Source organism: Marinobacter sp. KMM 10035 (assembly GCF_046537445.1).
Classification (GTDB): domain Bacteria; phylum Pseudomonadota; class Gammaproteobacteria; order Pseudomonadales; family Oleiphilaceae; genus Marinobacter; species Marinobacter sediminicola.
The window spans coordinates 1,129,518-1,149,383 of record NZ_JBBVMG010000001.1 but is presented as its reverse complement, the minus strand read 5'-3'; the positions used below and the strand labels follow the sequence as shown (position 1 = coordinate 1,149,383).

General features: G+C 53.8%; 18 protein-coding genes and 1 other RNA gene. 5 read left to right on the top strand and 14 right to left on the bottom strand.

All coding sequences use genetic code 11. From position 1 onward, the window contains the following. Positions 1 to 31 precede the first annotated feature (31 nt). Positions 32 to 343, top strand: coding sequence for a ribosome assembly RNA-binding protein YhbY (yhbY, locus tag AADB16_RS05115; RefSeq protein ID WP_309043802.1), 312 nt, complete (start codon positions 32 to 34; stop codon positions 341 to 343). 85 nt (positions 344 to 428) lie between these two features. On the opposite strand, the gene greA is transcribed toward yhbY, so the two are convergent. The 7 genes from greA to grpE form a co-directional block, all read right to left on the bottom strand. Continuing rightward, positions 429 to 908, bottom strand: a complete 480-nt coding sequence (gene greA, locus AADB16_RS05110; RefSeq protein ID WP_298449264.1) for a transcription elongation factor GreA — start codon at positions 906 to 908, stop codon at positions 429 to 431. 4 nt (positions 909 to 912) lie between these two features. Beyond that, the gene (gene carB / locus AADB16_RS05105) at positions 913 to 4,131 is read right to left on the bottom strand and encodes a carbamoyl-phosphate synthase large subunit (RefSeq protein WP_410801799.1); all 3,219 of its coding nucleotides are present in this window, start codon (positions 4,129 to 4,131) and stop codon (positions 913 to 915) included. 89 nt (positions 4,132 to 4,220) lie between these two features. Next, entirely contained in the window at positions 4,221 to 5,351 is a 1,131-nt protein-coding gene (carA, locus tag AADB16_RS05100) for a glutamine-hydrolyzing carbamoyl-phosphate synthase small subunit (protein WP_309043804.1), read from the bottom strand. 359 nt (positions 5,352 to 5,710) lie between these two features. Next, the gene (gene dapB, locus AADB16_RS05095; RefSeq protein WP_309043805.1) at positions 5,711 to 6,511 is read right to left on the bottom strand and encodes a 4-hydroxy-tetrahydrodipicolinate reductase; all 801 of its coding nucleotides are present in this window, start codon (positions 6,509 to 6,511) and stop codon (positions 5,711 to 5,713) included. Between the two features lie 24 nt (positions 6,512 to 6,535). After that, positions 6,536 to 7,663, bottom strand: coding sequence for a molecular chaperone DnaJ (gene dnaJ / locus AADB16_RS05090; RefSeq protein WP_298449272.1), 1,128 nt, complete (start codon positions 7,661 to 7,663; stop codon positions 6,536 to 6,538). Between the two features lie 81 nt (positions 7,664 to 7,744). Next, positions 7,745 to 9,664, bottom strand: a complete 1,920-nt coding sequence (gene dnaK / locus AADB16_RS05085; protein WP_410801797.1) for a molecular chaperone DnaK — start codon at positions 9,662 to 9,664, stop codon at positions 7,745 to 7,747. 103 nt (positions 9,665 to 9,767) lie between these two features. Continuing rightward, the gene (gene grpE / locus AADB16_RS05080; RefSeq protein WP_298449275.1) at positions 9,768 to 10,370 is read right to left on the bottom strand and encodes a nucleotide exchange factor GrpE; all 603 of its coding nucleotides are present in this window, start codon (positions 10,368 to 10,370) and stop codon (positions 9,768 to 9,770) included. 246 nt (positions 10,371 to 10,616) lie between these two features. On the opposite strand from grpE, the gene recN reads away from it, so the two are divergent. Further along, positions 10,617 to 12,296 (top strand): DNA repair protein RecN, encoded by a 1,680-nt coding sequence (gene recN, locus AADB16_RS05075; protein ID WP_410801795.1) that lies wholly within the window; start codon positions 10,617 to 10,619, stop codon positions 12,294 to 12,296. A gap of 96 nt (positions 12,297 to 12,392) precedes the next feature. On the opposite strand, the gene fur is transcribed toward recN, so the two are convergent. Further along, positions 12,393 to 12,800, bottom strand: a complete 408-nt coding sequence (gene fur / locus AADB16_RS05070; RefSeq protein ID WP_298449279.1) for a ferric iron uptake transcriptional regulator — start codon at positions 12,798 to 12,800, stop codon at positions 12,393 to 12,395. 122 nt (positions 12,801 to 12,922) lie between these two features. On the opposite strand from fur, the gene AADB16_RS05065 reads away from it, so the two are divergent. Further along, positions 12,923 to 13,249, top strand: coding sequence for an outer membrane protein assembly factor BamE (locus AADB16_RS05065; RefSeq protein WP_298449280.1), 327 nt, complete (start codon positions 12,923 to 12,925; stop codon positions 13,247 to 13,249). On the opposite strand, the gene AADB16_RS05060 is transcribed toward AADB16_RS05065, so the two are convergent. The 3 genes from AADB16_RS05060 to AADB16_RS05050 all read right to left on the bottom strand — a co-directional run bounded on the left by AADB16_RS05060 (position 13,246) and on the right by AADB16_RS05050 (position 15,667). After that, positions 13,246 to 13,536, bottom strand: coding sequence for an RnfH family protein (locus AADB16_RS05060; protein ID WP_410801793.1), 291 nt, complete (start codon positions 13,534 to 13,536; stop codon positions 13,246 to 13,248). The two genes, AADB16_RS05065 and AADB16_RS05060, sit on opposite strands and share 4 nt — an antisense overlap. Continuing rightward, entirely contained in the window at positions 13,536 to 13,979 is a 444-nt protein-coding gene (locus AADB16_RS05055; RefSeq protein ID WP_309043812.1) for a type II toxin-antitoxin system RatA family toxin, read from the bottom strand. The genes AADB16_RS05060 and AADB16_RS05055 overlap by 1 nt, the downstream gene beginning before the upstream one ends. Before the next feature lie 74 nt (positions 13,980 to 14,053). Continuing rightward, a complete protein-coding gene (locus tag AADB16_RS05050) occupies positions 14,054 to 15,667 on the bottom strand; it encodes a sodium-dependent transporter (RefSeq protein WP_410801792.1) in 1,614 nt (537 codons plus the stop codon). A 178-nt stretch (positions 15,668 to 15,845) separates the two neighbouring features. Here AADB16_RS05050 and smpB point away from each other — a divergent pair, with 178 nt between their 5' ends. Continuing rightward, positions 15,846 to 16,325, top strand: a complete 480-nt coding sequence (gene smpB / locus AADB16_RS05045) for an SsrA-binding protein SmpB (RefSeq protein WP_298449287.1) — start codon at positions 15,846 to 15,848, stop codon at positions 16,323 to 16,325. Between the two features lie 63 nt (positions 16,326 to 16,388). Next, positions 16,389 to 16,751, top strand: a transfer-messenger RNA (tmRNA) gene (gene ssrA, locus AADB16_RS05040). A gap of 106 nt (positions 16,752 to 16,857) precedes the next feature. On the opposite strand, the gene AADB16_RS05035 is transcribed toward ssrA, so the two are convergent. The 3 genes from AADB16_RS05035 to AADB16_RS05025 form a co-directional block, all read right to left on the bottom strand. Continuing rightward, positions 16,858 to 17,277, bottom strand: a complete 420-nt coding sequence (locus AADB16_RS05035) for a c-type cytochrome (RefSeq protein WP_410801791.1) — start codon at positions 17,275 to 17,277, stop codon at positions 16,858 to 16,860. A gap of 63 nt (positions 17,278 to 17,340) precedes the next feature. Continuing rightward, positions 17,341 to 18,090: a copper resistance protein B gene (locus AADB16_RS05030; protein WP_410801789.1), complete on the bottom strand. Its 750-nt coding sequence runs from the start codon at positions 18,088 to 18,090 to the stop codon at positions 17,341 to 17,343. Continuing rightward, positions 18,087 to 19,802, bottom strand: coding sequence for a copper resistance system multicopper oxidase (locus AADB16_RS05025; protein WP_410801787.1), 1,716 nt, complete (start codon positions 19,800 to 19,802; stop codon positions 18,087 to 18,089). Before AADB16_RS05025 ends, AADB16_RS05030 begins: the two co-directional genes overlap by 4 nt. Between the last annotated feature and the right edge of the window lie 64 nt (positions 19,803 to 19,866).

Sequence of the window (19,866 nt, the reverse complement as noted above, 5' to 3'; positions counted from 1 at the left end):
TTGTTAATTGCACCGATAAAGAGATTAAATCATGAGCCTTTCAGCGGAACAGCGCCGGGAATACCGGGCCATCGCCCACAACCTGAAACCTGTCATCATCGTGGGCGACAAGGGCCTTACGGAAAACCTCCAGGAAGAACTGGAGCGCGCCCTGAACGACCACGAGCTTATCAAGATTAAAGTGGCAAGCCAGGATCGGGAAGCCCGCCAGGAAGCAATCACCGCCCTGTGCGAAGCCAGTGGCGCCGAGCTAGTGCAAACCATCGGCAAGATTGCGGTTCTTCTGCGTAGAGCCAAGAAGCCAAATCCGAAGCTATCGAACCTCTTGCGCCTCAAGAACTGACGCTCTTGTAAGCCAAAAAGCAGAAAGCCGACTGTGCAATACACAGCCGGCTTTTTTGTGCCCTGGATTTACCAGCGCTGCAACATCAGATGTATTCAACCTTTCCGATTTCGTACTCCACAGTGCCGGACGGAACACGGATGGCAACAACATCATCTTCGCTCTTGCCTACCAACGCTCGAGCGATGGGTGAAGATATCGAGAGCTTACCTTCCTTGATATCCGCCTCATCCTCACCGACGATCTTGTAGACCACCTCTTCATCGGTATCCACATTCAACAGATGAACCGTGGTACCAAAGATCACTCTGCCGGTATTTTCCATTTCTGTTACGTCGATCACCTGCGCTGCAGAAAGCTTGCCTTCAATCTCCTGAATCCGGCCTTCAATAAAGCTCTGCTGCTCACGAGCTGCGTGGTACTCGGCGTTCTCTTTGAGATCGCCGTGCTCACGAGCATCCGAAATCGCCGCGATAACCCGCGGACGATCCTTGGATTTCAGCTGCTGGAGCTCCTCACGTAAGCGGGCTTCGCCCACTTTGGTCATAGGCACTCTATCACTCATAATCTTACTTCCCTGCGTGGAGGTCTTGCAGGCGGCGTACTGTACGCTCCGGGCCAAACTTGATGGCCCGACAGAAGGCTTCGCCGCCCGCCAGTGTTGTTGTATAAGCTACTTTGGTCTGCAGGGCCGACTGGCGAATTTGCGCCGAATCAGACACAGCCTTGCGACCTTCGGTAGTATTAATAATGAGCTGAACCTGGCCATTCTTGATGGCGTCCACAATATGCGGGCGCCCTTCGCCAACCTTGTTCACCCGCTCCACTTCGATACCCTCAGCACGGAGCGCTTTCGCAGTTCCAGTGGTAGCAACAAGTTCAAAGCCAATAGCCACCAGATCACGAGCGACCTGAATTGCACCAGCCTTATCTACATCACGAACCGACATAAACACGGTTCCGCTGGACGGCAAACGCTCGCCAATCGCCAGTGACGCCTTGGCAAAGGCCTCATCGAAGCTATCACCAAGCCCCATCACTTCACCCGTGGACTTCATTTCGGGCCCAAGAATCGGGTCAACCGACGGGAACTTGTTGAACGGGAATACGGATTCCTTTACTGCATAGTAGCTGGGTACCACTTCTTTCGTGAAGCCCTGCTCGGCAAGTGAGGTGCCCGCCATCACACGCGCCGCGACCTTGGCCAGAGACACGCCGATAGCCTTGGATACAAAAGGTACCGTTCTTGAAGCGCGCGGGTTAACCTCGATCACATAGATCTCGTCATCCTGCCACGCCAACTGAACGTTCATCAGGCCAACAACCTCAAGCTCGAGAGCCATCTTCCTGACCGCATCACGCATGGCATCCTGAACTTCCGGTGGCAGCGTATAAGGTGGCAAGGAGCACGCGGAATCACCAGAGTGAATACCTGCCTGCTCAATATGCTGCATGATGCCACCAATGACGACATCTGTACCGTCGCAGATGGCATCGATATCTACTTCAATGGCAGCATTCAGGAAGTGATCCAGCAAAACCGGGCTGTCGTTAGAGACCAGCACAGCGCTGCGCATGTAACGCACCAACTCATCCTCACCGAACACAATCTCCATTGCCCGACCACCCAACACGTAGGAAGGGCGAACCACTAGCGGATAGCCGATTTTACTGGCCGCAACAATTCCTTCTTCGAGGCTGCGTACGGTGGCATTTTCAGGCTGCTTGAGCCCAAGACGCTGAATCATCTGCTGGAACCGCTCACGATCTTCCGCGCGGTCTATCGCATCCGGGCTGGTACCAATAATGGGCACACCGGCTGCCTCCAGGCCACGGGCCAGCTTCAGAGGTGTCTGCCCGCCATACTGGACAATCACACCCTTGGGCTTTTCTATGTGGATAATTTCCAGCACGTCTTCCAGCGTAATCGACTCAAAGTACAAGCGGTCAGAGGTATCGTAATCGGTGGATACCGTCTCCGGGTTGCAGTTGATCATGATGGTTTCGTAGCCATCTTCACGCATGGCCAATGCCGCGTGAACACAGCAGTAATCGAATTCGATGCCTTGGCCAATCCGGTTAGGCCCGCCACCAATAACCACGATTTTCTCGCGATCGGTCGGCTCAGCTTCGCACTCTTCCTCGTAGGTGGAGTACATGTAGGCGGTATCGGAGGCAAACTCTGCCGCGCAGCTATCCACGCGCTTGTATACAGGCCGGATATCCAGATCGTGCCGCAGCTTACGCATGCTCACGTCCGTAATGCCCAGCAATTTCGCCAGGCGAGCATCCGAGAAGCCTTTGCGCTTCAGACGGAACAAGGTGGTGTGATCAATATCGGCTTTACCGGCAGATTTCAGAGCCTGCTCTTCCCGAATCAGATCTTCGATCTGCACCAGGTACCAGGGATCTACATGGGTGTACTCAAATACATCGTCCACGGTAAGCCCGGCACGGAAAGCATCACCGATGTACCAAATACGCTCGGCACCGGGAACGCTAAGCTCGCGGGTAAGGGTTTCACGGGAATTCTCTGAGGTGAACTCTTCGAGCTGCTCATCAAAACCATCTGAACCCACTTCCAGCCCGCGAAGGGCTTTCTGCAGGGATTCCTGGAAGGTACGACCGATGGCCATAACCTCGCCCACAGATTTCATCTGAGTGGTAAGGCGTGCGTCAGCCTGAGGGAACTTCTCAAAGGTAAAGCGGGGAATTTTCGTAACGACGTAGTCGATGCTGGGCTCGAAAGATGCCGGCGTGACACCACCGGTAATTTCATTGCGCAGCTCGTCCAGGGTGTAACCAACGGCTAGCTTGGCAGCGACCTTGGCAATCGGGAAACCCGTTGCTTTGGAGGCCAGCGCCGATGACCTGGAAACCCTTGGGTTCATTTCAATAACAACCATGCGACCGGTGTCCGGATGGATACCAAACTGCACGTTGGAACCACCGGTTTCCACGCCGATTTCACGCAAAACAGCCAGGGAGGCGTCCCGCATGATTTGATATTCCTTGTCGGTCAGCGTCTGCGCTGGCGCGACGGTGATGGAGTCGCCGGTGTGGACGCCCATGGCATCGAAGTTCTCGATGGAGCACACGATAATACAGTTGTCTGCCTTGTCGCGAACCACTTCCATCTCATACTCTTTCCAGCCAATCAGCGACTCATCGATAAGCAGCTCTTTGGTTGGCGAGAGATCCAGCCCGCGGGTACAGATCTCTTCAAACTCGTCCCGGTTGTACGCAATACCGCCACCAGAACCACCCATGGTGAACGAGGGGCGAATGATGCATGGGAAGCCGATGTCGTCAGCAACCTTCCAGGCCTCTTCCATGGAATGCGCGATAGACGCGCGGGGACACTCAAGGCCAATTGCCTTCATGGCCTTGTCGAAACGGCTGCGATCTTCTGCCTTGTCGATGGTGTCGGCGTTAGCGCCAATCATTTCCACACCGTGCTGGGCCAGCACGCCGTGCTTTTCCAATTCCAGCGCACAGTTCAGTGCTGTCTGGCCGCCCATGGTTGGCAGCACGGCATCAGGCTTTTCTTTTTCAATAATCTTGGCAACGGTTTGCCATGTAATCGGCTCGATGTAGGTGGCATCCGCCATCACCGGGTCGGTCATAATGGTGGCCGGGTTCGAGTTAACCAGGATGACGCGGTAACCTTCCTCACGCAGGGCTTTACAGGCCTGGGCTCCGGAGTAGTCAAATTCGCACGCCTGCCCGATTACAATCGGGCCTGCGCCCAGAATCAGGATGCTTTTAATATCGGTCCGTTTTGGCATGTCTAGGTAAACCTGTCAGCAACATTTAAATTCTTGCAGCGCATAAACGCGGCGCGTGTCTGGTGTGGCGCTTTTGCCATGAATCGGCTTTAGGCCGTTCTGGCTTCCATCAGCTGGACAAACTCATCAAACAATGACGCCACATCACCGGGACCCGGGCTTGCTTCGGGATGCCCCTGAAAACTGAATGCTGGTTTGTCAGTACGACGAACGCCCTGCAAAGTGCCATCAAACAGCGACTTGTGGGTAACTTCCAGCACATCAGGCAAGGATGCTTCATCCACTGCAAAGCCGTGGTTTTGGCTGGTAATCATGACGGTGCCATTGGGCATCCGCTGAACCGGATGGTTTGCACCGTGGTGGCCATGTTTCATTTTCATGCTTTTCGCACCGCTGGCAATGGCCAGTAGCTGATGACCCAAGCAGATACCAAACACTGGGATTTCGGTTTCGAGCACTTCCTGAATTGCCTTGATTGCATAATCGCAGGGTTCTGGATCGCCCGGGCCGTTAGACAGGAAGATGCCATCCGGACTCATGGCCAGCACTTCTGAAGCAGGGGTTTGGGCAGGCACAACAGTGACTTCGCAGCCGCGGGAGGCAAGCATGCGCAAGATGTTGAACTTAACGCCGTAATCCCAGGCCACTACTTTAAACTTGGTCTCGCCACCTTCTGCGTATCCTTTACCTAGCGTCCAGTCTCCCTGGGTCCACTTGTAAGGCTTTTCGCAGGTAACCACTTTTGCCAAATCCATGCCTTCGAGCCCGGGAAACGCTTTGGCAAGTTCCAGTGCGCGTTCGGCAGTGGCATCAGCACCAGCCACAATGGCGCCGCTCTGTGAGCCTTTGTCGCGGAGGATGCGCGTTAGGCGACGGGTGTCTATATCGGCTATTCCGACAATGTTGTTGCTTCGCAGGTATTCGTCGAGCGATCCGGTGCTGCGCCAGTTGCTGGCAACCAGTGGCAGGTCGCGGATAATCAGGCCGGCAGCCTGTATACGGTCTGATTCTACGTCTTCTTCGTTTACACCTGTGTTTCCGATGTGCGGGTATGTCAGGGTAACGAGTTGGCGGGCGTAGGACGGATCTGTCAGTATTTCCTGGTAGCCGGTCATCGCGGTGTTGAACACCACTTCGCCGCTGGTTTCGCCGTCAGCGCCAATGGCGGTGCCGTAAAACAGGCTTCCGTCTGCGAGTGCAAGGATTGCGGGTGTGCTCAAGGCTTGTATCCTCATCGAGTGGCGTTTCGTTTCGTCACGTGCAGGAACGCAAGCGCAAATTCAGGTCGCAAAAAAGCGAGAGGGAGTAAAAACTCCGTCCCGCTTATTGTTATCCGGGGACTTTTGGTCCCTTGGGCTTTTCGAAGCCTACGCTTGGTGCAGTTAAACCGCCTTATTGTATGAAATTTGCGGTTTTGTGTCCATGTAAAATGTCACATGGCTCTTGCACCGGTGGCGAGCTGGGCTCGTCGTCCGGGAAACGCTACAAGCACTTCCCTGTGCGCTTGTCTCCGGCCGTCCATGGCCTCCGACATTCCCGGACGACGAGCCCAGCCCGCCACCTCAGAGTTACCTGAAACTCACTTCAAGCTCAAAACATCCTGCATGTCGTACAAGCCAGCAGGCTTGTCTTTCAGCCACAGAGCGGCACGCATGGCGCCTTTTGCGAAGGTCATCCGGCTGCTTGCCTTGTGAGTAATTTCAATGCGCTCACCTTCGGTGGCGAACAGGACTGTGTGATCGCCCACTACGTCACCGGCGCGGATGGTTTCGAAACCGATTTCCTTGCGGGTGCGCTCGCCAGTGAAACCTTCACGGCCATAGACTGCACACTCTTTAAGATCGCGACCCAGTGCATCAGCAACCACTTCGCCCATGCGCAAAGCGGTACCAGAGGGCGCGTCTTTTTTGTGGCGGTGATGGGCTTCGATAATTTCGACGTCGTAGTCGTCGCCCAGCGTTGCTGCAGCAGTGCGCAGGAGGTTCAGCACCACGTTAACGCCTACGCTCATGTTGGGCGCAAACACTACCTGGGTAGATTCTGCCGCCAAGGCCAGCTGCTGCTTTTCGGCATCAGTCAGACCAGTGGTTCCGATAATCAGCATTTTACCGTTGGCTGCGCAGAATTCGGCGTTTTCCAGGGTGAGATCCGGGAAGGTGAAGTCCACCAGCACGTCGAAATCGTCTCTTACGTCGGCCAGGGTACCTGCCATCTTGACGCCGGTTTTGCCGATGCTGCTCATTTCGCCGGCATCGGCTCCGATGAGGCTGCTACCTGGCTCGACGATAGCCGCGCCCAGTTCAAGCCCTTCTGTGCCGTCAACTGCTTCAATCAGCACTTTACCCATGCGCCCGGCGGCGCCGATGATTGCTACCCTCATGGCCTTTTCCTTATATGAAGCTGATCAGAATTTCATTTCGTCGAAGAAGCTCTTAACACCCTCAAACCAGGACGTTTTCTTCGGGGCATGGTTGGTGCCGTTATTGCTGCCATCGAGAGTTACCTGGAACTCCTGGAGCAGTTCCTTCTGGCGCTTGGTCAGATTAACCGGTGTCTCGATAATCACCCGACACAAAAGATCACCCGATGGGCCTCCGCGCACCGGGCTAACGCCTTTGTTGCGCAACCGGAACAGTTTGCCTGTCTGGGTTTCGGGCGGAATTTTCAGTTTCACGCGACCATCCAGCGTTGGCACCTCAAGCTCACCACCCAGCGTGGCATCAATAATGCTGATAGGCACTTCACAATAGAGGTTGCGGCCGTCGCGGGTAAAGATTGAGTGCTCACGAACCGACATCTGCACGTACAGGTCGCCAGACGGGCCACCATCTATACCCATCTCGCCTTCACCGGAGAGCCGTATACGGTCACCGGTATCAACTCCGGGCGGCACTTTAACGGATAGGGTTTTCTCTTCCTGCACCCTCCCCTGACCATGGCATGACTTACAGGGGTTTTTAATAATCTGGCCTGAACCACGACATGTGGGACACGCTTGCTGCACAGCAAAGAAACCCTGCTGCATGCGAACCTGACCCATGCCTTTACAGGTACCGCAGGTTTCTGGGCGGGAGCCTTTTTCCGCGCCACTGCCATCACAAGTATCGCACTCCCGGTGACCGGGAATGGTTATCTTGACTGTTTTACCTTTTACCGCTTCTTCAAGATCCAGCTCCAGAGTGTAACGCAGGTCCGAACCACGGGTATTGCGGCCGCCTCTGCCACCGCCACCAAAGATGTCGCCAAACACATCGCCGAAGATATCGGAGAAGTTACCACCACCGCCGAATCCACCGCCGGCCTGCCCATCTACTCCCGCATGACCATACTGGTCGTATGCCGCACGTTTGGACTGGTCTGCCAGTATTTCGTAGGCTTCGCTGGCCTCTTTGAACTTGTTCTCGGCGTCTTTGTCTTCCGGGTTGCGGTCGGGGTGGTACTTCATCGCAAGCTTTCGGTAAGCCCGCTTAACTTCTTTTTCGTCCGCGTCCCGGGAAACTCCGAGAATGTCGTAATAATCGCGTTTGGCCATGCTTCAAAACCCTGTTTTTTAAACGCGGAAAACGCGGATCAGCTCCGCGTTTTCCAACCAACTACTTGATAAACGTCCGAATTACTTCTTTTCGTCGTCTTTAACTTCTTCAAACTCGGCATCCACTGCATCGTCGGCGGACTGAGCTTCTTCCTGCCCACCAGCTTGCTGTGCCTGCCCATCCTGGTCTGCGTACATCTTCTGAGCCAACTCACCCGACACTTCTGTCAGCTTCTGGGTTTTAGCTTCGATGTCATCTTTGTCGGAACCGGCCAGTGCCTCTTCCAGATCCTTGATGGCAGCTTCGATAGACTCTTTCTCGCTGTCGCTAACTTTGTCAGCGGCGTCTGCCAGAGTCTTACGCACAGCGTGAACCATGCCGTCACCCTGGTTACGAGCCTGAACCAGCTCTTCAAACTTGCGATCTTCCTCAGCGTTCGCTTCGGCGTCCTGCACCATTTTCTCGATCTCGTCATCGTTCAAGCCAGAAGAAGCCTTGATTACGATGGACTGCTCTTTGCCGGTAGCCTTGTCTTTCGCAGACACGTTCAGAATACCGTTGGCATCGATATCGAAAGTTACTTCAATCTGCGGCACACCGCGGGAAGCCGGTGGAATGTCGGCCAGATCGAAGCGACCCAGAGACTTGTTCTGTGCTGCCTGCTTACGCTCACCCTGAACAACGTGAATGGTAACCGCTGTCTGGTTATCTTCTGCCGTAGAGAAGGTCTGCGACTTCTTGGTCGGAATCGTGGTGTTCTTGTCGATTACCGGTGTAGCCACGCCACCCATGGTCTCAATACCCAGGGTCAGCGGAGTTACGTCCAGAAGCAGAACGTCTTTCACATCGCCAGACAGTACGGCCGCCTGAATCGCTGCACCCATTGCAACAGCTTCGTCCGGGTTTACATCTTTACGAGCTTCTTTACCAAAGAACGCCTTAACTTTTTCCTGAACCAGTGGCATACGTGTCTGACCACCAACCAGGATAACTTCGTCGATCTCACCAACGCTCAAACCCGAGTCTTTCAGGGCAACCTTACAAGGCTCGAGGCTACGCTCAACCAGATCTTCTACCAACGACTCAAGCTTGGAACGGGTCAACTTTACGTTCATGTGCTTGGGACCGCTGGCATCTGCAGTGATGTACGGCAGGTTAACGTCGGTCTGTTGGCTGCTGGAAAGCTCAATCTTCGCTTTCTCGCCCGCTTCTTTCAGGCGCTGCATGGCCAACGAGTCGCCGCGCAGATCAATACCACTGTCTTTCTTGAACTGGTCAGCCAGGAATTCGATGATTTTCATATCGAAATCTTCACCACCCAGGAAGGTGTCACCGTTGGTAGCCAGAACTTCAAACTGGTGCTCGCCATCAACATCAGCAATTTCGATAATGGAGAGGTCGAAGGTACCACCACCCAAGTCATAAACTGCAACCGTGCGGTCGCCGGTCTTCTTGTCCAGACCATAAGCCAGGGCAGCAGCGGTCGGCTCGTTGATGATGCGCTTTACTTCCAGACCTGCAATTCGGCCAGCATCTTTAGTGGCCTGACGCTGACTGTCATTAAAGTAAGCCGGAACGGTGATTACCGCTTCCGTTACCTTCTCGCCCAGATAGTCTTCTGCAGTCTTCTTCATCTTCTTCAGAATTTCTGCAGACACCTGGGGAGGCGCCATTTTCTGACCTTTAACTTCTACCCACGCATCGCCGTTATCTGCTTCGGCAACTTTGTAGGGCACCATCTTGATGTCTTTCTGAACAACGTCATCTTTGAATCGACGACCAATCAGTCGCTTGATGGCATAAATGGTGTTCTGTGGGTTAGTGACCGCTTGGCGCTTGGCTGACTGACCCACCAGAATTTCATTGTCATCGGTGTAGGCAATGATTGACGGGGTAGTGCGATCACCCTCGGCGTTTTCGATAACCCGGACCTTGTCGCCATCCATGATGGCAACACACGAGTTGGTGGTTCCAAGGTCAATTCCGATAATCCTGCTCATTTAATCACTCCAGTTCTTCTGAATGCGGTACTTAATGGTTGCCCGGAAAACATGAATCCGGTTAGTTTTGCTTAATGGCTATATTGGCGCTTTGGGTAGCTTTTCAAGCCTGCTCGTCAATTTTTGGTGCATCCTGAGCCTTGGCCACCATCACCATTGCAGGACGCACTACGCGCCCGTTCAGCAGATAGCCTTTCTGGATTACCGCTACCACGCTGTTTGGCTCAGCATTTGGTGCAGGCACCATCGACATGGCTTCGTGCTGCTGGGGATCAAATGGCTCACCCACCGGGTTCAGGGGCTCAACATTGAACTTCTTCAAGCTCGAAACAAACAGATTGAGCGTCATTTCAACGCCCTGACGGATAGAAGCCACCAACTCACCAGCACCTTCCTGGCCTTCCGTGCTCTCAACCGCCTTCTCAAGACTGTCTGCTACAGGTAGCAGCTCTTTAACGAACTTCTCCAACGCAAACTTGTGCGCCTTCTCAACATCCATCTCCGCACGGCGACGCACGTTCTGCATTTCCGCATGCAAGCGCAGCATTTGCTCTTGTGAATCCTGCAGCTGCTCTTTCAGGGAATCCAGCTCGGAAACCTCTTCCTGCTCCACTCCCTGCTCGCCAGACTGCGCATCTTCAGCAGCGGCATTGGCGGCTTCATTCAACTCATCCAACTGTTCGTTGCGGTTTTCTTCGGTGCTCATGGATACTCCTGCCAGATCTTCGGCGGCCGGCCTAAACGCGGCCAATTGAACATAGGCTCTGACTCGACGGAGCCAGAAGAATGCTATTGCGAACCGATATGGGGCTCACCGCTCAGGTTTCAACCATTAAATCCCCCATTCCTGAAGAAAAAATCAGCCAAATGATTGCAAACCCGAAAACCCCTGTATATATTCACAGTCACTGTATGAACGAACAGTACATTTTCAAGAGCGGAGGTTTTCTGCATGCTCACACAGCTCACTGTTTCCAACTACGCGATCGCCGAAAGAGTAGAACTGCAAATCAGCAAGGGCATGACGGCCCTCACTGGTGAAACAGGAGCGGGCAAATCCATTGTGCTGGATGCACTGGGGTTAGCCATGGGTGGGCGCGCCGATGCCGGCGCTGTGCGCCATGGCGCCAAGCGTGCAGACATTACGGCCACCTTCGATGTTTCGAGCATCCCGGACGCTCTGCGGTGGCTGGAAAGCCATGAACTGGATGACGACAGCGATTGCATTCTGCGCCGGGTCATCAGCAAGGACGGACGGTCACGCGCGTATATTAACGGCCAACCTTGCCCTTTGGCGCACCTGAAAGACCTGGGCGGACTGCTGATGGATATCCATAGCCAGCATCAGCACCAATCACTCCTACGAAAAGAAACCCACCGCAAGCTGATCGATGAATACGCAGGCGCTGAAGATCTTGCCAATCAGACCCGTGAAGCATGGAAAAGCTGGAACCAGATTCGCACAAAACTGATCGAACGCCAGCAAAATGCGGAGGAGTCGGAAGCCCGACTACAACTGCTGCGCTACCAAGTGGAGGAGCTCGATCGCCTTGCACTGAATGAAGGAGAGCAGGAGGAACTTGAGCAAGAGCAGGCACAACTGAGCCAGGCCGATGCCATTCTTCATAATAGCCACCAGGCAGCTTTGCTGTGCACAGAAGATGAAACCAGCGCCGCAGGTTTATTGCGCCAAGCGCTGCAGCAACTAGAACAGTTGCCGGTCGAAATACCTGCGCTGGCCGACACAATTCAAATGCTCAACGAAGCACAAATTCAGATCAGCGAAGCCGGCGACAACCTCCGCCACTTTGTGGATGACTATGAAGCAGACCCAGCCCGACTGACCGAAGTAGAGGACAGGCTGAGCGCGATCTACCAGATGGCCCGCAAACACCGCATCAACCCCGAGGAACTCCCGGAATTTCACTTGCGGCAAAGTGCAGAACTGGCGGAACTGGACGGCGGCGAAGGCAGTCTGGAACAACTGGGAATGGATCTTGAAAGCCACCGCACGGCGTTCAATGAACTGGCCGGCAAGCTTTCTGGCATTCGTTCCAAAGCAGCAGGGGAGCTGGATCAACGCATCGCAAGTGAGCTTGCCCAGCTAAGCATGCCGTCGGTTCAGTTTGTTACTCACCTGAGCAATAACAATCAGAACGAGCCAGCACCTCACGGGCTGGAAGAAGTAGAATTTTTGGTAAGCGCCAACCCAGGGCAACCGGCAAGGCCTTTGGCAAAAGTTGCTTCCGGCGGCGAACTTTCACGAATCAGCTTGGCAATTCAAGTGGTGGTTGCGCAAACATCCACCACACCAACCCTGATCTTTGACGAAGTTGACGTGGGCATTGGCGGCGGTACCGCAGAGGTGGTCGGCAAACTGCTACGTTCGTTGGGTGCTAATGGACAGGTTATCTGCGTCACGCACTTGCCGCAGGTTGCAGCGCAGTGTCATCAACACTTGTTTGTAAGCAAATTTACCCAGCAAGACGCGACTTTCTCAAAAATCGAATCTCTGGATGACCAGGGAAGAATCAGTGAAGTGGCAAGAATGCTTGGGGGTGTTGATATGACAGAGCACACACTGGCCCACGCAACGGAAATGTTTTCTAAAGGACAGGCTACCCACCACTGAACGAGTGGCACCAATCCCTTCCCCTCTCGACCCTGAGAGCTATTGGGGCAGGCTTATCGGCCTGCCCCTTTTTTTGAGTTGTTGACGCTTAGGTAATTACTTGAGGGGCTTAACGTAAAGAATCAGGCTGTGCTCTACAATTTCATAGCCGTGCTCTTTCGCAATTATTTTTTGACGCTCTTCGATGATCTCATCGACAAACTCAACCACCTGCCCTGTCTGCGTGCAAACCATATGATCATGATGATCTTCGCCGGCCATTTCGAATACGGCATGGCCGCCTTCAAAGTTGTGACGCAACACCAGCCCCGCCGTCTCAAACTGAGTAAGCACGCGGTATACGGTGGCCAAGCCCACATCATCACCCTGATCCAGAAGCCGTTTGTACACATCTTCTGCGCTGAGATGATGGTCCTTGGCGTTTTCCAGGATGTTGAAAATTTTCACTCTTGGCAGAGTTACCTTGAGACCGACTTTTCGTAGTTCGGCGTTTTCAGATGACATGTTACTATTCACTCTTTGGTGTGCCTCACGGCTTCCGGTATGATGAAGCCGCCATTTAACGGTTAACCCGTGCCACACCTGCCCTTGGCAGGCGATTTCAAGATAGAGGATTTCCTCCGGCGATGCAAAAGCTCACAGCTCTCATTCTCACTATCATTCTCTCCGGTTGCGCTTTCCCGGGCGTATACAAGATCAATGTTCAGCAAGGCAACATTGTTACCGATGAAGAGCTGTCCAAACTTAACGAAGGCATGCCCCGCAGCCAGGTTCAGGCGTTGCTGGGGAGCCCTTTGATGCTCAACCCGGTTGATAGCTCCCGGGAATACTATGTATACACATTCCAACGCAGAGGGGGCCCTATCGAAGAGCAGCGCATCATCGTCTATTACGACGCTGACCGTTACACCCACTATGAAGCAGAACTCCTGAACGAAACCCCGGCTTATTAATCTGCCACAGATTTCTTTTTAGCCCGGTTTAACCGTGCCTGCTTCGGATCAATCTGGAGCGGGCGATATAATTCGACTCTATCCCCGTCTCGCAGTTCGTGATCCGCAGGCTTTTTAATTACCTTGCCAAATATCCCCATATTGATGGAATCAACATCAATCTCCGGGAAAATAGTGGTTATTCCTGACAGCCGAGCCGCTTCCACAGCCGTCGCGCCATCAGGCACTTGTACCGATATTATTTCCTGCTTGTCGGGCCGTGCGTAAGCTACCTCAACTCGAAGCATCACACGCCTCCCTTGTATATAACGTCGGCACGACGACAGAATGCATCCACCATGGTTGTCGCCGCCTGATTGAAAACCGGCCCGAAGGTCATACGCGAAAGCGAGCCTGAGAACTCAAACTCCAACGTCAGAATCACCTTGCAGGCATTATCATCCAGCGCTTTAAAGTGCCAGCGCCCCTTCAGGTTACGAAACGGACCATCCACCAGACTCATTTCAATGGCTTCGGGCATCAGCAACTGATTGCGGGTGGTGAGCTTGTGGCGAACGCCTCCCTTTGCAATTTCCAGCGACGCCATAATCTGCTCAGGATCTTGCTGATGAATCTCGGCGCCTGCGCACCAGGGGAGAAACTCGGGGTAGCGGGCAATATCATTGACCAAGTGAAACATGCGCTCCGCAGAGTGCATAACCAGAGCTGTTTTATCAATCTGATGAGCCATCGGAACCGGTTGTCCTGCTTACGAATACACTTTAAGGCTGATTACAGGCCCTGCGGCCGCAAACACACCTGTAATCAAACGCTATGATAAAGGATATCACCGTCTTTGGGGGCATTTTCCGGGAGGGACTGCGGCAGGTCGGACTTGTTGTCAGTCGTTTGCTCTGCGGGCACCAACTCACCTGCTTCATCATCGACAGCACCCACGCCACTCTTTTCAATTGGCTGTGGTGATGTGCCATGTTGCTCTTGCAGCACCAGCCCCGGCCCGGGCTCACACCAAAGCGCCTCGCTACCGGTATTGCACATGTTTACCAGTGAGTTTGCAGTGTAGTGAATACCTATGTACGCAACGACAAGAGGCAGGACCAGGCGCATAACCCAGAACCAGATTGTGCCAAACAGCCCCGGCGCTTTTCCAAGCATGCTTTTTGAAAGGTTGCGTGTCAGGCACCAGCCGGTAAAGAGCGCAATAAGAATCGCGACTAACGGAATCATCAACCCGCCGGTTAACAACTCAAGCCAGCGGAATACCGTGGCGCCACCGAGCCGGTATTGCGACCATAAATTGAACGAAAACAGCGAGGCGAGCCCGGCAAGCCAAACGGACAACCCCACCAATAACACAGACAACCCGCGAGGCGCACCCGTCCACTCACGGAACCATCCAACGACCGGTTCCAGCAATGCGAGAGCCGTTGACCAGACAATCATCACAACCATCAGAAAAACAGTTGCGATAACAAACTGACTTGCCGGCAGCTCGGCAAGCGATACCGGAAGCGACACAAACAACAGGCTAAAACCGCGCTCCCCATCAAAAACGCTGCTTTGCGTAGCCATGGCGAAAATCATTAACCCTGCCAGAATCGCAACCAGGGTATCCATCAATACAACAGCCAGAATGGATCGTTTGAGCTGCGTGTTCGGAGTGGTGTAAGCACCCAGAACCGCCCACACACCCATTCCCAAGCCCAAGGTATAAAAGGCATGAAACAACGCCGCACTGAGGCTTGTCCATGTGAGATCCTGCGGATGCATCTCGAGTATTTGGGTCATGGCGCCGTCAATCCGGCCGTACCAGGTGGCAAGCCCAAATAGCGCCAGCATGAGTATCAACGTACCAGGCACAACAATTCTGAACGCGCGCTCAAGCCCCCCAACCACGCCCTGCCCAGACACCCATAAAACCATCACCAGAAAAAACCCGTGCCACCCCATGAATACACGAAACTCACGAGGATCAGAAACCAATGCGGCAAGCACGCCTGTCGCCTCCGCCTGCCCTGCTCCGGAAAACCGACCCACGGCGCCATAAAACACGTAAGCCAAGGCGATCGACCCGAAAACCGCCGTAAACGACAGAACCAGAAATGCGCTCAATACACTGAGCCGACCTACAGCCATCCAGGCTCTGGAACGTTTCGCACTGCGTATCAATCCATCCATCGCCAGCACAATTCCGTGACGGGCGTTTCGGCCGATGGCCGCCTCAGTAATCATCAAAGGCAGTGTGACCAGCAACAGGCAACCGAGATATAGAAGAATAAACAGACCGCCACCATGCAGGCTCGCCAGATACGGGAATTGCCACAGGTTTGCCAAGCCGACAGTTGCGCCCACTGCAGCCCAGAAGAAGGTTGATTTTCGGGTAAACGACCCGATATGTGTTTGGTATGGCGTAGGCATTTTCGCCTCGGAAAGTGTCTGGTCCAGTATTGTAGCCGAAGGACTCCTCCGCGCACGAACCATGCATGCCTTCGAGGGCGATTTCGTGACCAGTCTGGCACTCCTGAGCTACAATGCGCTTTTTGCCGACCTGCGATTGGCCGGCCCGTTCATTCGTCCGCATCCGGATAATTGATTCATGAGCAAGAAAAAACCCGGTACGCCGAGCAGTACCATCGCCCTTAACAAAAAGGCGAAACACGAATACCACATAGAAGAACGCTTCGAAGCGGGTATGGTTTTACTCGGCTGGGAAGTGAAATCATTGCGAGCCGGCAAGGCCCAGATAACCGACGCCTATGTATTGTTGAAGGACGGCGAAGCTTTCCTGCTGGGTGGGCACTTTCAGCCCCTGACCGAAGCCTCTACCCATGTTATTGCCGATCCTACTCGCACCCGCAAACTGCTGCTGCACGCCAAGGAGCTGGCCAAACTGATCGGGGAAACAAGCCAGGCAGGCCAGACTTGCGTGCCTTTGGCGCTGTATTGGAAGAAGAACAAAGTGAAGTGCGAGATTGCCCTGGTAAAGGGCAAGAAGCTGTTCGACAAGCGCGCTACCGAGAAAGAGCGTGACTGGGACCGCCAAAAACAGCGCATTATGCGAGAAAACACCACTTGACGGTACAAGCCGCAACAAACAAACCTTGAAGTTGTGGGATTAGCCCACATATACTGTGAGTAAGGGGACGACATGGCTTCGACGCTGGTGGCGAACCCTTGGGTGCATGTCGAGATGGCAGCGAATCTCGTTAATCCAAAGCTGCAACGCAATAGTCGCAAACGACGAAAACTACTCACTAGCAGCGTAAGCTGCTAGTCGTCCTGACTGGGTCGCCCGTAGCCCAGAGCTACATCTCAGGACGTCATCGCTTACGGGATGCTCCGTTATCCAGAGTTCACTGGCTAACGGCTAAGATTTAAAGAACTCGCCTCTTACACCCTGGCCTTCGGGTCGTTCGAGGTTAAATCAATAGAAGGACATAAACATGTAGATCTCAAGGCACAGTGCTGGCGGACGCGGGTTCAATTCCCGCCGTCTCCACCAACCAAGAGTTTTAGGGGGGTCCACCAAGATCCACTGAAACGCCCTAAAGCCCCGGAAACGGGGCTTTTTTTATGTCTATCACATTCATATTGATCCAAAAGCCAAATTACATCCCACTCCGTTCAAACCATGCATCATAGATCCGCTTATCCCATTTACTCTGGAAGAATGCGATCGCGGCTTTTTGATCCTCCTTGGAGAGTACATCTCCAAAGGCGGGCATTTGGCCACCCATGGGAGCGCCACCTTGATTGATCGTGCCTATCAGCATGTCGAATGGATGGTGCCAGGCGTGCCCCGTTCCGTTAAGCGGTGGCGGCGGGAAGGAGCCATCCTCAAGCCGCTTTCTCCAATTAAAGGCACCTTGTGCGCTGGATCCGTGGCAACTCGCGCAGCTGTCGTCGAATACGATCGCGCCACGCTCGACCTGGGCCTGGGTGTACCAGCGGCCATCTACCGTCCCGTCACTGCAACCACTGATCAATCCTACTAAAAGAATTCCAAATGAAATTTTTACCTTACGCATTCAATTCGTGCACCTAAGTTATTCAGTGGTGGTGTTCATCTATCTTCCTTTATGCTTCTTCTCTTAAAAGGAGAGCCTCGCCCCAACGACTACAAACCAGTCCTCCGTGCTACCGCCATCTGCCCTGGCAAAATCCGCTGTATCACCGTATTTGCGTTCGTGAACAACACCAACGTAGGGCGAGAAAGCGCGGTCAATCACGTCGTAGCTCAGTCGTAACCCGGATTCCGTTGATACCAGGCCCTTCCCTACCCCAACTTCACGGTCCTCACTGAACGCAACCGTTGCTTCCAGCGTCGCCGTGAGTATCCAGTAATTGGTGAGCAGCAATTCATACTCCGCATCCAGATCAGCAGAGGTGTCGCCGTCCTTGCTCACGTAAAGGTTCGCATCGATTTCAAACCACTGCGGCGCCAGGCCTGCCACACCGAGAACTGCATAGGTTCGATCCGGGCCTTCCGGAGTGTCGAATCGTACCCCGGCCTTTGCATCGAATAATGTTGATATCGGGATTTGCCCCACCAACTGGTTTTCGAGTTTTTCGTAAGCTTGCTCTTCGAAGGAATACTCCCCACTGGTAAGCCAGCGAGCTTTGAAATTGTCAGTGCCATAAAAGAAATCCGCGTCCCAAACACCTATTTCTTCATCACTGTCACTGTAACGGTATTCAAGTTCTTCGAACTGCGCGCCCCACACCTTCAGCGGCTGCTTGCGCTGGGTGGTATCCGGCATCCGCTCTTGAGCAGACGCCAGCGCCGGTATGACACTCAAGCTAACAACCGCACTTGCAATCAACGGCATCCAAAGCTTCATACGTCACCCCCAACTTCGCTCGGCTGCTCACTGAATGCGGCCTGTGTAGATTCCGGCCCACCTTCAACAATCACTTTTCGGAACATGCCAGCCGCCATGTGGTAAGTCAGGTGGCAATGGAAGGCCCACTGCCCAGGCGCATCCACTTCGGTTTCCATGTAAACCGTGGTACCAGGCTGCACACTGACTGTGTGTTTGATCGGATTCCATTGGCCCGCGCCAACATCGAGAATCGACCACATACCGTGCAGGTGCATGGGGTGCGTCATCATGGTTTCGTTTACAAATTTGAAGCGAACTCGTTCGCCATATTTCAGGCGTATGGGCTCAGCGTCCTCGTATTTAACGCCATTGATACTCCAGGTGTAGCGTTCCATGTTGCCGGTAAGCCGCAACTCGATTTCTCGTGCGGGCTCCCGTTCTTTATAAAGCGGTTTCTGTGCTTTCAGATCGGCATAAGAGAGGAACTTGCCGCCATTGGCTGCGGTTGGAACCAGCCCACTGCCTTTGGCGTAGAACGGATCACTTGCACCACCTTCGGGCATCATCATTGAGCTATGATCCATACCCTCCATATTGGAATTGTCCATATCAGGCATCTCAGCCATTTTGTTTGCACTGCCCATGTCACCGTGATCCATTCCGGGCATATCCCCGTGATCCATTCCCGGCATGCCACCCATGTCCGCCATGGTCAATCGTGCGGGCTCACGTAACCCGGGAACAGGCGCTTCCATTCCTTCCTCTGGCGCCAGCGTTGCTCGCGCATAGCCAGAACGCCCCATAGACTCGGCAAAAATCGTATAGGCTTGCTCGTCCTTGGGCCGAACGATCACGTCGTAGGTTTCCGCAACACCAATACGAAATTCATCCACATTGACCGGCTGTACGTTATTGCCATCGGCCTGCACAACGGTCATTTTCAGGCCCGGAATCCGGATGTCGAAATAGGTCATTGCGGATGAGTTTATAAAACGCAGCCGAATTCGCTCGCCGGGCTCAAAGAGACCTGTCCAGTTCTGTTCCGGACCTTTGCCATTAATCATGCCGGTAAAACCCTGCAGATCCTCAACATCGGCCTGCATCATGCGCATGTCGCCCCATGCCAGGCGTTCTTTCACCGTGCTCAGAAAGCCGTTTTCCGAAGCGTCCGAAAAGAACTCCCCCACGGTTTGCTGTTTACGGTTGTAGTAATCCGGCGTTATCTTGAGGTTGCGCATAACCCGTTCGCTGGCGTGCGGGTGTTTATCCGTCAACTGAACCACGTATTCGCGATCGTAGCGAAACGGCTCTCGCCCTTCTGGTTCGATGATAATGGAACCAAAGGCCCCCTCCGGCTCCTGAAAGCCCGAGTGGCTGTGGAACCAGTAGGTTCCCGATTGTGTAATGGGGAACCTGTAGGTGAACGTCTCTCCGGGTTTGATGCCAGGAAAGCTGATCCCTGGAACACCATCCTGCTCAAAGGGAAGAATCAAACCGTGCCAGTGAATAGAGGTCATCTCGTCAAGGTTGTTGGTGACGTTGATAGAAACCTCTTCTCCCTCTTTGAAGCGTAAAGTGGGGCCAGGAGATGTGCCGTTGTAACCAACCCCCTCTTTCACAAATTCCCCGGTATCGATTGTCACTCGGTCCACGGTCAGGTTGTACTCACCCGCTAAGCCAATAGCGGGCAAAAGCAGGCTCAATGCGCCTGCGACAAGGGTCATCTTCATGATCAACTGCTCCCGAACTACTTCGTCGTATTCAAAGATCCCGACGCGCCGGCTATTGAGCGGG

Bases quoted from the DNA above. Each gene is read 5' to 3' on its own strand.
- yhbY (WP_309043802.1), top strand. From the start codon at position 32: ATGAGCCTTTCAGCGGAACAGCGCCGGGAATACCGGGCCATCGCCCAC.
- greA (WP_298449264.1), bottom strand. From the start codon at position 908: ATGAGTGATAGAGTGCCTATGACCAAAGTGGGCGAAGCCCGCTTACGT.
- carB (WP_410801799.1), bottom strand. From the start codon at position 4,131: ATGCCAAAACGGACCGATATTAAAAGCATCCTGATTCTGGGCGCAGGC.
- dapB (WP_309043805.1), bottom strand. From the start codon at position 6,511: ATGAGGGTAGCAATCATCGGCGCCGCCGGGCGCATGGGTAAAGTGCTG.
- dnaJ (WP_298449272.1), bottom strand. From the start codon at position 7,663: ATGGCCAAACGCGATTATTACGACATTCTCGGAGTTTCCCGGGACGCG.
- dnaK (WP_410801797.1), bottom strand. From the start codon at position 9,664: ATGAGCAGGATTATCGGAATTGACCTTGGAACCACCAACTCGTGTGTT.
- grpE (WP_298449275.1), bottom strand. From the start codon at position 10,370: ATGAGCACCGAAGAAAACCGCAACGAACAGTTGGATGAGTTGAATGAA.
- recN (WP_410801795.1), top strand. From the start codon at position 10,617: ATGCTCACACAGCTCACTGTTTCCAACTACGCGATCGCCGAAAGAGTA.
- fur (WP_298449279.1), bottom strand. From the start codon at position 12,800: ATGTCATCTGAAAACGCCGAACTACGAAAAGTCGGTCTCAAGGTAACT.
- AADB16_RS05065 (WP_298449280.1), top strand. From the start codon at position 12,923: ATGCAAAAGCTCACAGCTCTCATTCTCACTATCATTCTCTCCGGTTGC.
- AADB16_RS05060 (WP_410801793.1), bottom strand. From the start codon at position 13,536: ATGCTTCGAGTTGAGGTAGCTTACGCACGGCCCGACAAGCAGGAAATA.
- AADB16_RS05055 (WP_309043812.1), bottom strand. From the start codon at position 13,979: ATGGCTCATCAGATTGATAAAACAGCTCTGGTTATGCACTCTGCGGAG.
- AADB16_RS05050 (WP_410801792.1), bottom strand. From the start codon at position 15,667: ATGCCTACGCCATACCAAACACATATCGGGTCGTTTACCCGAAAATCA.
- smpB (WP_298449287.1), top strand. From the start codon at position 15,846: ATGAGCAAGAAAAAACCCGGTACGCCGAGCAGTACCATCGCCCTTAAC.
- AADB16_RS05035 (WP_410801791.1), bottom strand. From the start codon at position 17,277: ATGCGTAAGGTAAAAATTTCATTTGGAATTCTTTTAGTAGGATTGATC.
- AADB16_RS05030 (WP_410801789.1), bottom strand. From the start codon at position 18,090: ATGAAGCTTTGGATGCCGTTGATTGCAAGTGCGGTTGTTAGCTTGAGT.
- AADB16_RS05025 (WP_410801787.1), bottom strand. From the start codon at position 19,802: ATGAAGATGACCCTTGTCGCAGGCGCATTGAGCCTGCTTTTGCCCGCT.